Below are 14997 nucleotides of genomic sequence, written 5' to 3'. Positions count from 1 at the left end.
GGAAGTGCCGAAGGCAGGCGGGTGACCTGCGTCTTTGCGGGCTTCAGCCGCACTCAGGGCAGCGATCGAAGTGCCAGTTCAAGGCCCTGGCCATCTTCCGTTTCACCGCAATCGCGTTCTTTGCGCTGACCTTGCCCGACACGGTGCCCTGGTGGCGTTCGGAGTGGTTGATCAGGAAGCGGATGTCCTGCTCGTAGCCGCTTCGGATGCGCGTGAAGCGCTGGCAGGTCTTCATCGGGTCGTACTCCTCGTCGTCGTGGTGGTGCTGGTTTCGTCGCGCAGTTGCTGCAGGACCGGCGTGAGGCGTTCGTTCCGGCCGCCCTGGAGGTCCTGGGCGCGGAGGATCTCCCTCAGCTGGACCCGGGTGAGGGACTCGTTGCCGTCGCGTTCCAGCAGCGCGGGCACGTGGGGCCGGACTCGCTCGACCATTTCGTCCACGGTCAGTTGCTGCGTCCGAGTGCGCTTGGCCTGCCCGCCTCGGGGGCGGTTCCGTGGCTCCTTCGACTTCGGCGTCCTGCGCACGGGGACCGTGTGGGGACGGCCCTCGCGTGGCTCGGTCCCCGTTTCGGTGTCGGGGTGGTCCTGGTCCCCGTCGTGGTTGGGGACCGTGTGGGGACGGTCCCCGCGCGGCTCGGTCCCCAATGCGGTCTCAGGGCGATCCCGGTCCTCGTCCTTGTTGGGGACCAGAGTTGGGGACGGGCTCGTGGCGCCCTGAGCGGCGGCTTCGCGGGCATCGGCGGCGCTTCTGCCCGTGTCGGCACCGGCCTCGTCGGTCCCGGGGACCGCGTCTTCGCGGTTCCCGATCGCGGCGGTCTCGGCTACGCCGGGAAGGCTCCTGCCCCCTACACCCGCACGGTCCCCAGCCGATTCACGGTCCCCGTCACCGCTGGCGACCGAGTGAGGACGGTCCCCGTGGGGGATGGTCCCCGCAAGCGGTCCCGCGTGGCTTGTGTCGGGACGGTCTCCGATCGGCGGATGTCCTTCTTCGGGACCGGCATCGGGGACCGAGCGCAGCCACCGGACCAGCTGGTCCCAGAACGCCTCCAGGTCATCGGGGTGCAGGTGGGCCGGGCGCTGCTCCTTGTGGTCCTCGCCCCGGTCCCGTGCGGGCGGGGACCAGGGCGAGGGCAGGTCGATCGTCGCCAGCGCCGCAGCATGCCGCTGGGCGGCCAGCTGATCCAACAGCGCACGCCGCTGTTCAGGGTCGGTGCCCACACCGGATCGAGCGAGAGCCGACTCCAGACGACGCTCGATCAGTTGCCCCCGCCGCTTCTTGCGCCTGTCGGGGGACAGACCGGCCAGACGCGAGGCGAGGGTCACCGCGCGGGCAGTGGCGCGGTCGCGGGTGATCTGCGCCGCGTTCCGGTTGCGCGTGGCGAGGCTGAGGCGGGAGAACAGTCGCTCACGCATCTCCCGCCCGAGCGTGGCCAGGACCCCTTGCGAGGCGGCGTCGGGCTTGCGCAGCCGCAGTTCGATGCCCATGGCCATGTGCCAGAGCATGGCGGCCAGGACCGGGCCGACGAAGGCGCGTACGGTGCCGCCCACCGGCCCCGACTCGGCGTACGCCGGGATCACCTGCACCCCGGTGATCACCCAGACCAAGCCTCCAGGCAGCCCCGGGGCTCCTTGGGTGGCGAGGTTCTGCCGGGCCATCAGCGCGGTGGCGAACAAGGCCAGTTCCGCCGCGCCGAACATCATGGCCCGTTCGGTGGTGCCGGCGATGTCGAGGTAGTCGGAGGCGAAGCGCCAGCTGGTGTCGCCGGAATAGATGGTGCAGCCGAGGGCGGCGAGGGAGGCGACGCAGACCGCGAGGGTGCCCGAGCGCGCTCCTTCCGCTCGGGTCCGTGCGTGCCTCTTGCGCCATGCAACCAGCGCCAGTGCGAGCGCGGCGCCGGCTGCGACCACGTATGCCGGGTCGATTGGGACGCTCCCGAGGGATATGAGGGGGGTCATGCTGCCTTTCGGAGAGCGGCGATCAGAGCGTGGGTGTGCACCTGGCGGGGCACCTGCACGGGCGAGGCGTCGGCCTCGTCCTCGGCGTGCTCGTCGTCGGTGGTCTCGGCCTCGTCGTACAGCCCCCAGTAGCGGTCGCGGTCGGCGACGGCGTAAGCGGCGTTGCGCATCAGGTCGCGGGCCCAGTCGAGGTCGAGTTGGAGGGCGTAGGCGAGGCGTTCGGGACTCCAGCCGCGGGTGTAGGCGTGGCGGGTGACGGCCTCGCGCTCGGCGTCGCTGAGGTGGACGAGGCGGCCTTCGAACGTGGCCTTGACGCGGCTGTAGTCCAGGCGCTTGTTGACCTTGGCGTGCCAGGGGCGGCGCTCGGTCTCGGTGAGCCCGCCCCAGATGCCGTGGCGGAGCTCGTTGTCGAGGGCGTAGTCGAAGCACGCCTTCTTGACCGGGCACCGGCCGCAGATCGTCTTCGCCTCGTCGATGGCCGCGCGATCGCGGGCGGCGTGGAAGAACAGCTCGTCAATGGCCTTGGCCGGCAGGCTCTGGCACTGGCCCCGGGCCTGCCAGCTGTGGTCGGCGATTCCCCGCAAGGTCGGGGTGGGGGTGTCGTTGGTGGTGATGTTGCGCAAGTCGGTCTCCGGAAGTCGCCTCGGAGGGCGGGCGGGTAGCGCGGCACCGGTGGCGGGTGGGTGCGGCGGACGCGGCGTCGAGGCGGGCAGGGGCGCGGTAGCAGGGCCGCACCGGAGGGGGAGTTGGTTGAGGGGGCGGTTCAGCGAGCGGTTCGCCCCGTGCTCCGGGTCATGTGCCGGAGCTGGTGGTGCCGAGCGCGCGGTCAGCAGGCGATCACGCCGCTGCGTGCTGGGCCCGTGCCGCCGTGGCGAGGTCGACGCGGCTGGGGTGCGGCGTGGCGCGCGGGGCGTTCCCCCGGGCCCGTCCGTCCAGACCGATGCGCCGGCTGCGGCAGGGCTCGCCCTCGCCCGCGTGGCACCACTCGCATCGCACGCTGAGCGCGTCGGGGCTTCCTGCGGCGATGGCGGCTTCGCGGGCCGCGCGGGCGGGCCGGTAGGGGGCGAGTTCGGCGCGCACGGCCGGCGGGATGCACGAGCCGATCTTCCGCAGCCGTTCCTCCAGATCAGGACGCACCCGCCCGCTGGCGATCTGCCGGTACGCCGTGGGCATGACGGCCCCCGAGGCAACCGCACGCCGACTGTGCGCCAGTTCAGCCTGCCAGGCAGCCTGGTCGTCGGGGTCGGCAGCCGGCGTGGGGTCGGTGTGCCGCTGCAGCCGGTCGCGTCGGTAGGCGCGCCACTTGCGGGCGATGTCCACCGGCAGGATCGGGTACGGCGACTCCAGGATGTGCTCGCGGGCGACGAGGCGGGTGTCCCAGCCGTGGCCGGTGGCCAGGGGCACGTCGCCGAGCAGCTCGTGCCACCGGGCGATCTGGTCGCGGGCCTCACCGGTGTCGGTCCGGATCAGGCGGGGGTCGAGGCGGCCGAGGTAGGCCAGCAGGGCGCCGACTTCGTGGGGGGTCACTGGGCTATTGCTCCTTCTCCGGTCGGCTCGCCCAGGGCGGCGAGGAGGGCTGCGGTGTGGGCCTCGGCGAGGGTCATGCCGCCCTTCGGGGCGGAGCCGCTGCCGGGCAGGGCGTAGAGCTTCGGGCGGCTTGGGGCATGCTCCCGGGCGACCCAGGAGCGCCAGTCTGCAGCCCAGGAAGCCGCCGTCCGGGGCTTGAAGGCGGCGCGGTGGGCGCGCCACTTGGCGTCGGCCGCCTGCAGGCCCTCCTCGCCGAGGCGGTCGAGGTGCCCGTGCTGGCGGGCCCAGTCGTGGGTCGCTGGGTCGATCTGCCACTCGCCGGCCGAGGTGACGGCAGCACCACTACTGCTGCCTTTACGGTTCACCTTCGGTTCACTACGGTTCTGGGGTGCGGAATCCGTACCTTCGACGGTGCGGATCCCGGCACGTCGAGGGGTCGGATTCCGTCGGGAGGGGTCAGATTCCGCACCGGTCGGATTCCGCTGCGAGGGGTCGGATTCCTTACCCTTCTTGGGCCAGATGCCGTACCGCCGCAGCTGCGTCTCGGCCTCCTCATCCAGCTCGGGTACCGGGTCCGAGTCCGTGGGTGGCTCGACGTACGCGTCGGGGTCGTCTTTTGTGGCCTTTGCGACCTTGGCCAGCCAGGCGGCGGCACGCGGCAGGCGGTAGACCGAGGCGCGCTGCGGACCGTCCAGATAGTTGAGCAGCTCCAACTCGCCGCTCTCGGCGAGCGCTGCGAGTGCGGTCCGCACTGCGGTGCGCGAGGCGTTGGTGCGCGTGACCAGGCTGGCCAGGGAAGCCCAGGCGACGCACTTCTCGTCCGGCACGCGGTCGGCGATCGACAGCAGGACCAGGCGCGCTACCCCCTTGCTGGAGCTGTGTTCCCACCCCCACTCGCGGGCATCGACACTCATCGGCCACTCCCGTCCACGAGGGCTACCGAGAGTGCCCCCGCAGGCTCACGACGGCGGAGGGGCGCTGCCGCGTAGATCGTGTCTCCGAGCCTTTCGGGCAGGGGACAAGACATGCAAGAATCTCCTTGGTGTTGTCACGCTGAGGTGTCCCGTGCGAAGGGTTCAGCGTGGTGATGATGGGCACGATCCGCTTTTAGGCGGGTTAGCCGTTCAGTGATCGGCGTCCGAGAGTTGCCGCTCTCGGGCGCCGTCGCTGTATTCGAGCTACGTCACTCGGCAGAGTGGGCTCCTGCGCATTTGCGTCCTTCGCGGCAGCGGTGACTCGCCGGGGTTCCGGCGAGGGACGACGAACATACGCATGGGCCCCCGTCAAGATCCAGAGTTTGCTCTAAAACTCTCCACTACTCGTCAGCCAGAGGTGTCGGCCAGTGATGTGGGCAAAGCGGCGAGTGCCCCACGGGTGTCGTTGAGCGCCAGTGCGCCTTCGTCTTGGGAGGCGTGCGTCACAGAGCGGGAGGTGACGGGCGGATGCGCGCTGTAATGAGCGCCCTGTCGATTCTGTCGAACAAGACGAAGGCACGATCCGCTCCTTCCCGTGTGCTGTCGGGAGAGGCCCCCCTGCAAAGTGTCGAACACGGACGATTTAAGTCGCACTTACCGTGACCAGTCAATCGGCCAAAACGCTGGTCGACGCGCGTAGATCGAATGCCGGGTGAGAGTTGCCGGGGTGGCTCCTGAAGGGTAAGTCGTCGGCTCTGGTGTGAAGCTGAGTAGTAGTCATGCGTTGCGGAACGTCGATTATCACTTGGCGATCACCGGCGGCGATCCTCAGAAAAACAAGGACCGTCAATTTTTTTGCCGGTCTGACCGGCAAAAAAATTGACGGTCGTAATGCCCGAATCGTGCCCGAACGGATGGCGATGCCTTTTACGCGCGAGGGGTAAATTCCACCCCCTCATTCTTCTTGTGATCTGGGTCATATCTTCGCGTTCGGGCGAGCAAGGTACCCCACCAAGATCAAAAGTGATTGCGTAAAGTCGCCTTGGGTGTCGGTGGGCGCCGATAGGATGCCCCTCTGCCGTCTCGAGGAACGACAACTGCGTATGAAAGGCAAAACGATCTCGATGGCTAAGCGATTCCCGGGAAACGGGGAAGACGGCGCGGAGGATGAGCCGCTGCCTGGACGGCTCATGGGGCTCGCGGGACTTCTGCGGGCGTGGCGCGCCGCCGCGAGCCACCGCCTGGGCCGGGCGGTCACCCAGCGGGAGCTCGGCGAGGCTTGTGGGCGCAGTGAGCGTTGGTATCGCATGTTGGAATCCGGCGCGCACACGCGCCTGAAGCGCGACCAGTGCGACGTCCTGAGCGAACTGCTGCTCCTGGGGCGCGACGAGCAGCAGGCCCTCGTCCTGTACAGCACGGGTGGTGCCGGATCCGTGACTCCAGCGCCGGGGTACGACTCGCCCACCCGCCGAGCGCTGCAGGCACTGCTCGACCAGCAGATGCCCAACCCGACCTGGCTGCTGGACGCCCACTGGAACGTCATCGGCTACAACGAAGCGATGGCGTCCTGGTGCCCGTGGGTGATGGAGCCCGGCGCCAACCTGCTGCGTTGGGCGCTGCTGAGTGAGGAAGCCCGAACTACCTTCGTCGACTGGTCCAAGCACGCGGTCGAGTACCTGGCGATGCTTCGCTTCTCCCTGCTCCAGTACCCGCAGAACGCCGAACTCGGAGCCCTGCTGGCGGACGTCACCAAGGACCCCGAACTCGCCCACCTGTGGGAGACAAGGTCCGAGGTCACCGAGGCACGGGGCGCCTTCTACTACCGGGTGTCCCTGCCGGCGCACAACTACGAGATCGTCGAGCTGGAGAGCCAGACGCTCTTCCCTGCCGCCCTTCCCGACTGCCGCCTGGTCATCCTGAACTGGATCCAGCGCGACGACTCCGATGGTGACACCGGTTCCGCAACGCGGCCCGCGGTCGAGGAAGCGCGCTCGCAGCCCTCGGCCAGCCCGCTGCCCGGCCAAGTCACGGCCAGCACGGCGGACGAGGCCGCGAAATACGCTGGCCCGGGCGCCGTTGTGCTGCCGATCCTGAGCGAACTGATCAGCACCGGCTGCCAGCTGACCTATTCCCCCACCAACCGCACCGTCATCTGGGCCACCCCCCAGCACGACGGCCGGTGGGACGTCGCCGAGGTGAACCCCTACACGGTGGTTGTCCGTATGCCGCAGGCCATCCACGTCGAGGGCGCGACGGCGGAGTACAAACTGCTCACCCGCGCCGTGCTGCCGGCCGAGCCCGCCGACGCCGTCCAGCGGATCCGCGAGATGACGGCCCAGCTGCGACGACGCATCGGGATCCTCGAAGAGATTCACCGCGACGAGTGGGAGGCCGACCGCAGCCTGCCGTACGGGTGAAGCCCCGTCGACGACGACTGACCCACACTGCACGGATCGTCAGGATCTCCGAGGCGATTTGATCCCCTCGTGCTCGCTGTGAAGCGCCGGCCAGTACGAGGGAATCGAGGTCGCTGAACTGGGGAACAAGATCAGGTCATGTGGCGGGCTCACCAGTCGCGGGTGGTCTCGTCATCGGGCGATGGCGAGACCGGGCAGGGCGAGCAGGCCACCCCTCTCGGCCCGCACGTCCGTCACCTTCAAGGCGTCGGGCGACCGGGCCCCCCGTCGAAGCAACTCCTCGACGACCATCTTGGCGGCCCTGGCCGCTCCGTCCGCGCCGTCTTCCTCGAAGTCCCGCTGCCACCAGCCCATGATGCGCTGGTGCCATCCCCTCGCCCGCATCACGTCCTCGGGGCTACCACCTGGCACGGCGCGGTCGTCGACCAGCAGCACCAAGCCCCCGGGCTCCTCGCACATCACGGAGACCCGCTCGTCGGAGTGCTGATCTTCGCCACGAAAATCGATGTTGAAACCGACCGCATCGCCGTAGCCAAGCTGCACCGGCACCTGCTCCCACCAGCCACTGAGCAACTGGGCCAGCGAACCCTCCAGCCACGACCAATCGGAAGCCGTCGGTACGGCTGGAAAACCAAGAGGCGGGCTCCCCACTCCACCGCCGTACAGCTGCCACACGTACGGCAACCCTGTGTAAAACCCCACCGGGTCCGACTGCGGGCCAGGAGCAAATCTCGCGCTCTCCTCAGCCTCCAACTCCGACGTACGCCGCACGCAGAGCCGCAGTGCCCGCTGCCCGTGGTCGAGCAGGAGAGTCCGTTGATCGTCGCGCCACCGCACTACTGGACCGGTCGCATCGCCCCCGCATAGCGTCGGCGGGCCGATCCGTTTGATCGCGCCATCGAGGACTTCACGGGTCATGCTCCTTCGGCGCGTGACCGGAACTGCACCACTGTACTCACAGAGAGCCACAGGTGCTGCCTGAAAGTCACCCTTCGTGGGGTGATCGTGTAGGTGCACGGCCAGGTCGCCTATGCCGCCTTCAGGACCCATATCGGCCATATTTGTAATTTTGCGTCCGGGGAGCGATCCGGCAACACGAGCGAACGGTGCGTAGCTGGGCAGGCGGGTGAGGGCGTCCGGAGGGCTCTGAACGCGGAATCCTGGTGTGGCCGTCGTAGCCGGCTGTCACGGCTGCCGAGTGTGGGGCGGAGGCCGCGGCGAGGTCTCGCCGCATCGCTGACGGCGTGCACGCCCACCCATCGCAAGGGGATGTTAGGGCCGAGGCCATCAAAGGCCAGCATCAAACTGCGGGAGGCTCGCGATTGCCGGTTGGCAGCGGGAATCGACGGAGGTGGTGTATAAGGGCTCCTTCGCCGCCTGGCTCTGCGATGCCGTAGTTCGCCCGGAAGGCTCAGTCGGCACGTACGAGCATGTGGCCATCGACGACGGCGTCCGCATCGTCGCAACCAACAGTTCCGGCCAAGGCATGCGCGTGGAAGACGACTTCTACGTTCAACAACGCAGGGATCTACACCTGCTCGGTAGCGGCTGCGGATGTCGGAGGTGAGACCGGGTGCGGGCGCGCGGCGCCGTTACGCGAAGGCCAGTTCGCGAAAGCTGTTGCGGATCTCCGTCAGTGGCTGGCGGTCGCGGGTGTAGTACAGCTTGTTGGTCAGCAGCACTGCCCAGCGATCCCTGGTAGGTGAGATCCACATGCCGGTGCCGGTGAACCCGTAATGCACCCAGACGTCCTCTTCCACGGTGGTGCCGGGGGCGGGGTGCCAGAACAGGCCACGGACTGGCTGCAGGTCGCCGGTCTGCACGGTCAGGGACTGGGCGGTCCACTCGGCCCTGAAGCCGGCTGCGGCGGGGGCCATGGCCGGATCCAGCATGTAACGCAGGAATCGGACGAGGTCGTCGAGAACGGTGAAGACACCGGCGATGCCGCAGACGCCGCCCAGCAGGCGGGCTGAGAAGTCGTGGGCGACACCGCGCAGATGCGCGTCGGTGACCTGGTCGATTTCGGTTGGTGCGCAGCGGGCCACGAGGTGGTCGGACAGCGGGCTGAAGCAGGTGGAGGCCATGCCCAGCGGGCGCCAGGTCCGTTCCGCGGCGAGCTGGTCCAAGGGCACCTCGGAGAGGTATTCGGCGAGGTAGCCAAGGACGAGCGCGGCCCGGTCGGTGTACTCGACGACTTCGCCGGGCGGCCGGTGCAGGGCTTCGTGCAGCACGCCGGCCCGGATGGTCTGGGGGTCGGTGCCGTAGAGGTTTTTCAGCTGGGCACGCAGCGGGACGCCGGCCGTGTGGGTCAGCAGCTGTCGGGCGGTCACCGCGCCGAGGGGATGGCCGGTGACCTCGTCCCAGAAGGCGCTGAGCGGGGCGTCGAGGTCGAGGACGTTGTCCTCCCACAGGGCGCCGATGGACGCCCACACGGCGAGAAGCTTGGTGAGGCTGGCAGCGTCGAAGACGGTGTCGAGCTGCATCTTCACGTCCGGCTCGTCGGGGTCCAGGACGCCGGTCGTACCGTAGGCGTGGACGTGGGCGGCGTCGCCGGTGGCCCACACGGCGCCGGGGTAGACCTTGTCGCGGACGCCTTCGTCCAGCAGGGCTTCGATGCGGGCAGTTGTGTGCGTCATGGTCTTCCTGTTCGCCGGAGGCCTCGCGCCGTCAGCGTAGTGACGGCGGTGGGCTGGGTCGCGCAGTGGCGCGGCGTGCACAGGGGCTGTGCCGCCGTCTCCCCCTGGCGGGGATACGGGATCGGGAGCCGGGTTCTCGGGCCAGCGCCGATCGGCTCGCGCGTGAGCGGCGACCCAAGCAACGGATTCGTCGACGACGATCTCGGCGGTGACGACCCAGGTGTGCGGATGTTGGAGAGCGGAGGTCGGACGGGACATGGGCTCTACGGTCAGGTGCTGATGTCTCCCGTGGTGAAGGGGTGGCCTGCTCCAAGGTCGTGCTTACCTCCTGCAGACGCACCAGCATGGCGATCCGTTACGTCAAGGCCGTGGGGTTCAGGGAGTTGCGTACAGCGGTTGCCTCGGCTTCGGCCCGAGACGGATGAAGTGCTGCCACAGTTGTGGCCATGGAGCAGCCATCAGCGTTAAGGCGGGCACGGGTTGCGCAGGGGCTCACGCAGGAACAGGCGTGTGATCAGCTCAATCGGATCACCGGTGGGGGGACTTCCCCGACCCTGCTGAGCGCGTGGGAGACGGGCCGCAAGCGGACGGGCCCACGGAACCGTAAGGCGCTCAGCAAGCTGTACGAGATTCCCATCGTGGTGCTGTTCGCGCACCAGGACGACGACGAGGCGACAACGGCACTGGAGGTTGCGGGAACCGACAACATCACCAAGGTGATCACGCGGTATGACGACCTGCTGCGTGCCATGATTCAGGTCGTCACGGGAGCGCGACGCCAACTCGTCGTGACAGGATCGCGCTCGCGGGAACCCGGCTACCTCAGGGCGATCGAGGACACTCTGAGCTGCTTCCCGGATCTGGTGCATTACCGCGTCCTTTACGGATCCCCTCGGCATCGCGCGCTGGCCGACCATCTGCACCGCCTGATGGAAATTCGCAGTCCGGCCGAGCGTCGGAACGGGGTCAAGACGCTGCAAGTGGGGCTGGTGGAGTCGCGCACGGTGCTGGAACGGCACTTCGTTGCTTCGGAGTCCGCCGCAGTGATCCCCCTGCCAAGTTTCCATGGCCGGGATGGATTCGACTGCGGCGTGATGCTCGGCCCGGAGGCTGCCAGCGGGCTGGTCCAGCACGGCCGAGAGGCGTGCGCGGCGGCACGGCCGCTGGAGTCGATATCTGATGTGCGCCGGTTGCCCGTAGGGGCCGGCCCGGACCTAGGAGAAGCGTGAGCGAGGACTACGTGGTGGCTGCTGCTCGTTGCCGTGTCGAGTCGGTGGTGCGGTTGGCTCAGGACCTGGTGCGGCTGCCTAGCCGTGGGGGGCTCGATAGCTACGAGCCCGTCCTGGACTGCGCGGAGTCGTGGCTGGCAGAGCGGGCAGTGCCGTACCGGCGGCTGTACGACTCGGACGAGGGTTCCGTGGGGCTGCTGGTGGAGGTCGCCGGTGGACGACCGGGCTCGCAGTGGGCACTCGACGCTTGTCTGGACACTGCCGCTTACGGCGACGAGGACGCTTGGACCTTCGCTCCGACGGCCGGTGACGTGGTGGACGGTTGGCTGCGGGGGAGAGGAGCGGCTGACAGCAAGCTCGCGGCTGCCACGTTCCTCCACCTCGCCGAGGACCTGCACCGCGACGCTGCCCGGCTGACCGGCGGTGTGAGTGTGCTGCTGGACGTCGACGAGCACACGGGCGCCTTTGGCGGCGCCCGAGCCTACCTGGCGGACGCCGACACCCAACGGCCTGCCGGCGTCATGATCGGCTATCCCGGCTACGACGAAGTCGTCGTGGGGGGCCGAGGGCTGTGGCGAGCCACGGTGACCGTGCACGCCCCGGCCGGGCATTCCGGCTCCAGCCGACACGTCACCGGGGCGATCTCCCGGGCCGCCCGCCTCGTCACGCTCCTGGATCAAGCAGAACTCCCAGCGGCTGACGGCCGCTTCCCGCTGCCGGCCAAGGTCACCGTCACGGCAATCTCCGGTGGCTCCGGCTTCTCGGTGACGCCGGATCGCGTTGACCTGAACGTCGACGTGCGCCTGACTTCGGCGTTCGATGGGGACGCGGCCGCCGCCCTGGTGCACGAGGCGGCGCGGCGGGTGGACGCCGAGATGCCGGGGCCAGTGCCGACCGAGGTGGCGGAGGTGGCGTGTTGGCCGCCGTTCCGGCTCGCGCCGACGGAGGAACCGGCTGCGGCGCTGCTTCGGGCAGCGGGCAGGCTGGGTGTCGAGGTGGCGACGAAGACGGCTGGGCCGTCCAACATCGGCAATCTGCTGGCGTCCCACGGCGTGCCCGCCACCGCGGGCTTCGGTGTCCCGTACGAGGGCCTGCACGGCATCGACGAGCGAGCGCGACTGGCCGAACTACCGCTGGTGTACGCCACCTACCACCGGGCCCTGCTCGACCTCCTGAAGGCGGACGCATCAGCCCGCCCTGAAGTGTCAGTTTTGGACTAGGTGCGGTCGAGAAACGCATCACCTGAGTCGTAGTTCCGCGCCTTCTGACGGGGGGCTGTTGGCGGTGTGATGGGGGTGTCGAAAGGCCGCTCCCGCACCGTACGGGGGCGGCCACCACGCCAATCGATCTGGGAGTTCACGATGATCAACATCGACCTGCCCTCCGTCGCTGTGGAGCCCGAGACCACCGAGACCACGCCGGTCCTGGCGCCGCTGGCCGTCGCCGCGCCCGTTGTGGAGGCCACCCGCGGCCGTCAGGTCTTCAACGACTCGGACAAGGACAACTACTTCGAGGGCTGATCGTCGGGGCGCGGGCCTGAGCTCGCGCCCCACCGACGTCCGCCCATTTCGAAGGAGACAGGAACAAGCATGTTTGAGGACGCCGACGAAGAGACCGTGGTGCGAAGGGTCCTGGAGCCTGTCATGCAGGCCCAGCCGGTCGCCTCCGTCACCCAGGGCAAAGCCCTGAACCGGGATGCCGACTGGGTCAACTACTTCGCGTGATCGGCTCTTTTCGCGTGGCGCGGTGCCTTCGGGTGCCGCGCCACGGTGATTTCGACTTGGAGGTGCAGCGTGGAGACGATGTGGGTCGCCGGCGGGCCCGGACTGGGACTGAGTGAAGGAAAGCGCCTGCCCGGCTTCTACGACGCTGGATGTCACTCGGGCGCCACGATGCTGGCCGCGGGCGAGGGAGACCTCTCCCTGGCCGTGATCGGGCACTGCCCGATCGGCACGACGGAGATTTGGTCAACAGGGCTCGAAGCGGTGCGTCGCCGCGACTGGTCAACACTGACCCAGTGGCCCGGCTCCTACTGGGTGCTCGCGTGCGATAGCCGGCGCCAGTTCATCGCCGGCGACCTGGCAGGGCTGCGCAGCGTGTTCTACGCCGTCGGGCCGCGCGGACTGATCTGGTCCTCTCGCGCAGGCCAGATCGCCGAGACGCTGGGCGCCGGGCCGGACCTGGCCCTGCTCACGGCACACGTGGTCGCCGGCTTGGAGCACTGGCCCACCCGCTCGGTGTACGAAGGGATCCACCAAGTCCCCGCTGGCCATGGCCTGCTGGTCACCGACGGGCGCCCCGCCCTCCTCGACGTGGCCGCCACCGCCCCGCCCCGCACACTGGATGACGGCGCTCAGGCCGTCGGCCAGGCGTTGACCCAGGCCATCCACGACTACGTTGCCCCGCACGACACCGTGAGTGCGGACCTTTCTGGTGGCCTGGATTCCTCCACGGTGGTCATCACCGCCGTTCAGCGCCGCCCGGTGCGCACGGTGACCTACGCCGACAAACTGGCCTGCGCCGAAGACGTGCAGGTCGCCCGGCGCGTCGCGGAGTTCACCGGCGTTGAGCATCACGTCTGCCAGGGCGGCCCGCTCACCTACCACTTCTCCCACCCAGCCCCCGCAGCCACTGACGCGCCCACGCTGGCCGCGGCGAACGCGGGCATGGACGCCGCCTACCTGGCACCGGTGGCCGGCATGCCGCTGCACCTGACGGGCCATGGCGGCGACGTGGTGCTGGAGTCCTCCCACGCCGCGGTGTGCGACCTGATCGCGCAAGGCCACCGACGCGAAGCCAAGCGGGAGGTCGTCGCATGGGCACGCTTGCGTGACACCGCCCCGGGCCCGCTGTGGAAGGAGGTCCACGAGACCGCTGCACAGAGCCGTGGCGAGGCGCTTCAGAGCACGGCGACCCTGCTGGCCGCCGGGGCGACGCCGCCGGCCGCGAAGCTGTGGTCATGGTGTCGACTGAACGCCGCGACCGGCTGGCTCACGCCGGACGGCCGCCGCACGGTCGCCGACCTGCTCACCGCCTCCGCGCACGGAAACCCCACCGCCCCGGCCGGCTGGTGGGACGACTGGGCGAGCCTGGCCTTCACCGGCGCTGTCGCGCGCAACGAAGAACCGCTCCTGGCGGCATTGGACGTGCGCGCGGCCCACCCCTTCCTCGACAACACCGTCGTCCGTGCGTGCCTGGCCATCTCCCCTGCCGAACGCCGCCGCTTGGGGCAGTACAAACCCTTGCTGGCCGCCGCCCGCCCAGACCTGCCAGCATGGTTGACCGGGCGCCGGTCCAAGGGTTCGTTCACCCCGATCATGCTGTCCGGGCTGCGGGTCAACAGAGCGGCCCTCCAGCGGCTCGTCGCGAAGAGCCCTCTGGTGCACGCTGGCCTGGTGGACGCGGCAGCGGTGTCCACGTCCTTGGCCGCGGCCGCCTTCGGCACCCCGGGAGTCCCGCTGGCAGCCCTCCACACCTTCCTGACCACCTGCATCTGGCTTGACCAGCACCAGCACGCCCAGGAGATCGCATGCTGACCCCACCCCGCATACACGCAGCCGACATTGGTCACGGCACCACGGCCGTTCTCGCTGTGCGCACCAGCACCTGGGTGTGGCTCAACGAGACGTCCGTGCGCATCTGGCAGGCCGCGCTGACGAACAGCCTGCCCGAGCTGGAAGAGGAGTTCGTAGCCGAAGGCTACGACCGTGAGCAGGTCCGCGAGGCCGTGCAGCGCAACGTGCGTGACCTGACGGACTCCGGCCTTCTGGAGAGCGCGTTGCCCGCCTGGCGTGCGCGCCTTGGTCGGCGGACGCGCCGGGGGATGGTCGCATGACGAGGATGGCCCCGCGTGCCGGCGGGGCTCCGCTGCCTCCGCTTCCCGTCCGTGCTGTGGCGCTCCTGGCGCTGCTGATGGCTGCTCCGGCGTGCCGTCTGCCGCTGGGCTGGCTACTGGCCGCCGTCTCGACACTGCGCTGGCTCCCCGCCGCCTCGGACCGCTTCGTCGCCGCGGTCGACGGTGCCGATCACGACGACGGGGATGATGATCGCCAGAAGAGTTCCTGTTGACACAGCAACCTCCTCATGGAAGGCCCCTCGTCAAGCATAAAGCCAAGCCTTCCCTGGGCGCTTCTACAGCATCCCGTCTCCTGGGAGAGCGTCGATCTCGCCTGCGAGAGGGTGGCGGAAGCATGCCGATGGGCGTGCGAGGAATACGCAGCCGTGCCGGTCCGCCTAACGTGGCGTCAGCAGCTCTCGGCCGGTCGAGGTCTTCTCCGGTCGACCGGTCCGAGGCTGTCTGAGTGGGCGGTTCGCGAGTTGA

General features: G+C 69.1%; 15 protein-coding genes. 8 read left to right on the top strand and 7 right to left on the bottom strand.

Features of this window, described 5'->3' with window-relative positions; all coding sequences use genetic code 11:
- Positions 1-43: 43 nt before the first annotated feature.
- From CG747_RS44340 to CG747_RS44320, 5 genes are all read right to left on the bottom strand, one after another.
- Positions 44-235: a hypothetical protein gene (locus tag CG747_RS44340; RefSeq protein WP_100607557.1), complete on the bottom strand. Its 192-nt coding sequence runs from the start codon at positions 233-235 to the stop codon at positions 44-46.
- Positions 232-1953 (bottom strand): hypothetical protein, encoded by a 1722-nt coding sequence (locus CG747_RS44335; protein ID WP_100607556.1) that lies wholly within the window; start codon positions 1951-1953, stop codon positions 232-234. Before CG747_RS44335 ends, CG747_RS44340 begins: the two co-directional genes overlap by 4 nt.
- Positions 1950-2576, bottom strand: coding sequence for a WhiB family transcriptional regulator (locus CG747_RS44330; RefSeq protein ID WP_100607555.1), 627 nt, complete (start codon positions 2574-2576; stop codon positions 1950-1952). Before CG747_RS44330 ends, CG747_RS44335 begins: the two co-directional genes overlap by 4 nt.
- Positions 2577-2790: 214 nt before the next feature.
- Positions 2791-3480, bottom strand: coding sequence for a hypothetical protein (locus CG747_RS44325; protein WP_100607554.1), 690 nt, complete (start codon positions 3478-3480; stop codon positions 2791-2793).
- Positions 3477-4394 (bottom strand): helix-turn-helix domain-containing protein, encoded by a 918-nt coding sequence (locus CG747_RS44320; RefSeq protein WP_100607553.1) that lies wholly within the window; start codon positions 4392-4394, stop codon positions 3477-3479. Before CG747_RS44320 ends, CG747_RS44325 begins: the two co-directional genes overlap by 4 nt.
- Positions 4395-5701: 1307 nt before the next feature.
- On the opposite strand from CG747_RS44320, the gene CG747_RS44315 reads away from it, so the two are divergent.
- Positions 5702-6811, top strand: a complete 1110-nt coding sequence (locus tag CG747_RS44315; protein ID WP_100607552.1) for a transcriptional regulator — start codon at positions 5702-5704, stop codon at positions 6809-6811.
- Positions 6812-6982: 171 nt separating this feature from the next.
- Here CG747_RS44315 and CG747_RS44310 read toward each other — a convergent pair whose 3' ends face one another.
- Both CG747_RS44310 and CG747_RS44305 read right to left on the bottom strand, forming a co-directional pair.
- Entirely contained in the window at positions 6983-7729 is a 747-nt protein-coding gene (locus CG747_RS44310; protein ID WP_100607551.1) for a hypothetical protein, read from the bottom strand.
- Between the two features lie 674 nt (positions 7730-8403).
- Positions 8404-9447 carry a serine hydrolase gene (locus CG747_RS44305; protein ID WP_100607550.1) on the bottom strand — a complete coding sequence of 348 codons (1044 nt, stop codon included), beginning with the start codon at positions 9445-9447 and terminating at the stop codon, positions 8404-8406.
- Between the two features lie 446 nt (positions 9448-9893).
- Between CG747_RS44305 and CG747_RS44300 the strand changes: the two genes are divergently transcribed.
- The 7 genes from CG747_RS44300 (at position 9894) to CG747_RS48655 (ending at position 14744) form a co-directional block, all read left to right on the top strand.
- Entirely contained in the window at positions 9894-10676 is a 783-nt protein-coding gene (locus CG747_RS44300) for a helix-turn-helix domain-containing protein (RefSeq protein ID WP_100607566.1), read from the top strand.
- Positions 10673-11896: a M20 family metallopeptidase gene (locus tag CG747_RS44295; RefSeq protein ID WP_100607549.1), complete on the top strand. Its 1224-nt coding sequence runs from the start codon at positions 10673-10675 to the stop codon at positions 11894-11896. The genes CG747_RS44300 and CG747_RS44295 overlap by 4 nt, the downstream gene beginning before the upstream one ends.
- 141 nt (positions 11897-12037) lie before the next feature.
- Positions 12038-12196 carry a hypothetical protein gene (locus CG747_RS48660; RefSeq protein ID WP_180986004.1) on the top strand — a complete coding sequence of 53 codons (159 nt, stop codon included), beginning with the start codon at positions 12038-12040 and terminating at the stop codon, positions 12194-12196.
- A 69-nt stretch (positions 12197-12265) separates the two neighbouring features.
- Positions 12266-12400 carry a hypothetical protein gene (locus CG747_RS50495; protein ID WP_257981179.1) on the top strand — a complete coding sequence of 45 codons (135 nt, stop codon included), beginning with the start codon at positions 12266-12268 and terminating at the stop codon, positions 12398-12400.
- Between the two features lie 78 nt (positions 12401-12478).
- Positions 12479-14212 carry an asparagine synthase-related protein gene (locus CG747_RS44290; RefSeq protein ID WP_100607548.1) on the top strand — a complete coding sequence of 578 codons (1734 nt, stop codon included), beginning with the start codon at positions 12479-12481 and terminating at the stop codon, positions 14210-14212.
- Positions 14206-14511, top strand: coding sequence for a PqqD family protein (locus CG747_RS44285; RefSeq protein ID WP_100607547.1), 306 nt, complete (start codon positions 14206-14208; stop codon positions 14509-14511). Before CG747_RS44290 ends, CG747_RS44285 begins: the two co-directional genes overlap by 7 nt.
- Before the next feature lie 56 nt (positions 14512-14567).
- Positions 14568-14744, top strand: coding sequence for a hypothetical protein (locus CG747_RS48655; RefSeq protein WP_180986003.1), 177 nt, complete (start codon positions 14568-14570; stop codon positions 14742-14744).
- The last annotated feature ends 253 nt before the right edge of the window (positions 14745-14997 follow it).

This window comes from Streptomyces sp. CB02959, assembly GCF_002803155.1.
Lineage (GTDB): Bacteria > Actinomycetota > Actinomycetes > Streptomycetales > Streptomycetaceae > Streptomyces.
Note: the sequence above shows the minus strand (reverse complement) of the source record. Positions and strands in the feature narration are given on the sequence as shown.

What these genes read in the sequence shown, in the direction of transcription:
- CG747_RS44340 (WP_100607557.1), bottom strand. Translation starts at nt 235, where the DNA reads ATGAAGACCTGCCAGCGCTTCACGCGCATCCGAAGCGGCTACGAGCAG.
- CG747_RS44335 (WP_100607556.1), bottom strand. Translation starts at nt 1,953, where the DNA reads ATGACCCCCCTCATATCCCTCGGGAGCGTCCCAATCGACCCGGCATAC.
- CG747_RS44320 (WP_100607553.1), bottom strand. Translation starts at nt 4,394, where the DNA reads ATGAGTGTCGATGCCCGCGAGTGGGGGTGGGAACACAGCTCCAGCAAG.
- CG747_RS44315 (WP_100607552.1), top strand. Translation starts at nt 5,702, where the DNA reads ATGTTGGAATCCGGCGCGCACACGCGCCTGAAGCGCGACCAGTGCGAC.
- CG747_RS44310 (WP_100607551.1), bottom strand. Translation starts at nt 7,729, where the DNA reads ATGACCCGTGAAGTCCTCGATGGCGCGATCAAACGGATCGGCCCGCCG.
- CG747_RS44305 (WP_100607550.1), bottom strand. Translation starts at nt 9,447, where the DNA reads ATGACGCACACAACTGCCCGCATCGAAGCCCTGCTGGACGAAGGCGTC.
- CG747_RS44300 (WP_100607566.1), top strand. Translation starts at nt 9,894, where the DNA reads ATGGAGCAGCCATCAGCGTTAAGGCGGGCACGGGTTGCGCAGGGGCTC.
- CG747_RS48660 (WP_180986004.1), top strand. Translation starts at nt 12,038, where the DNA reads ATGATCAACATCGACCTGCCCTCCGTCGCTGTGGAGCCCGAGACCACC.
- CG747_RS50495 (WP_257981179.1), top strand. Translation starts at nt 12,266, where the DNA reads ATGTTTGAGGACGCCGACGAAGAGACCGTGGTGCGAAGGGTCCTGGAG.
- CG747_RS44290 (WP_100607548.1), top strand. Translation starts at nt 12,479, where the DNA reads ATGTGGGTCGCCGGCGGGCCCGGACTGGGACTGAGTGAAGGAAAGCGC.
- CG747_RS44285 (WP_100607547.1), top strand. Translation starts at nt 14,206, where the DNA reads ATGCTGACCCCACCCCGCATACACGCAGCCGACATTGGTCACGGCACC.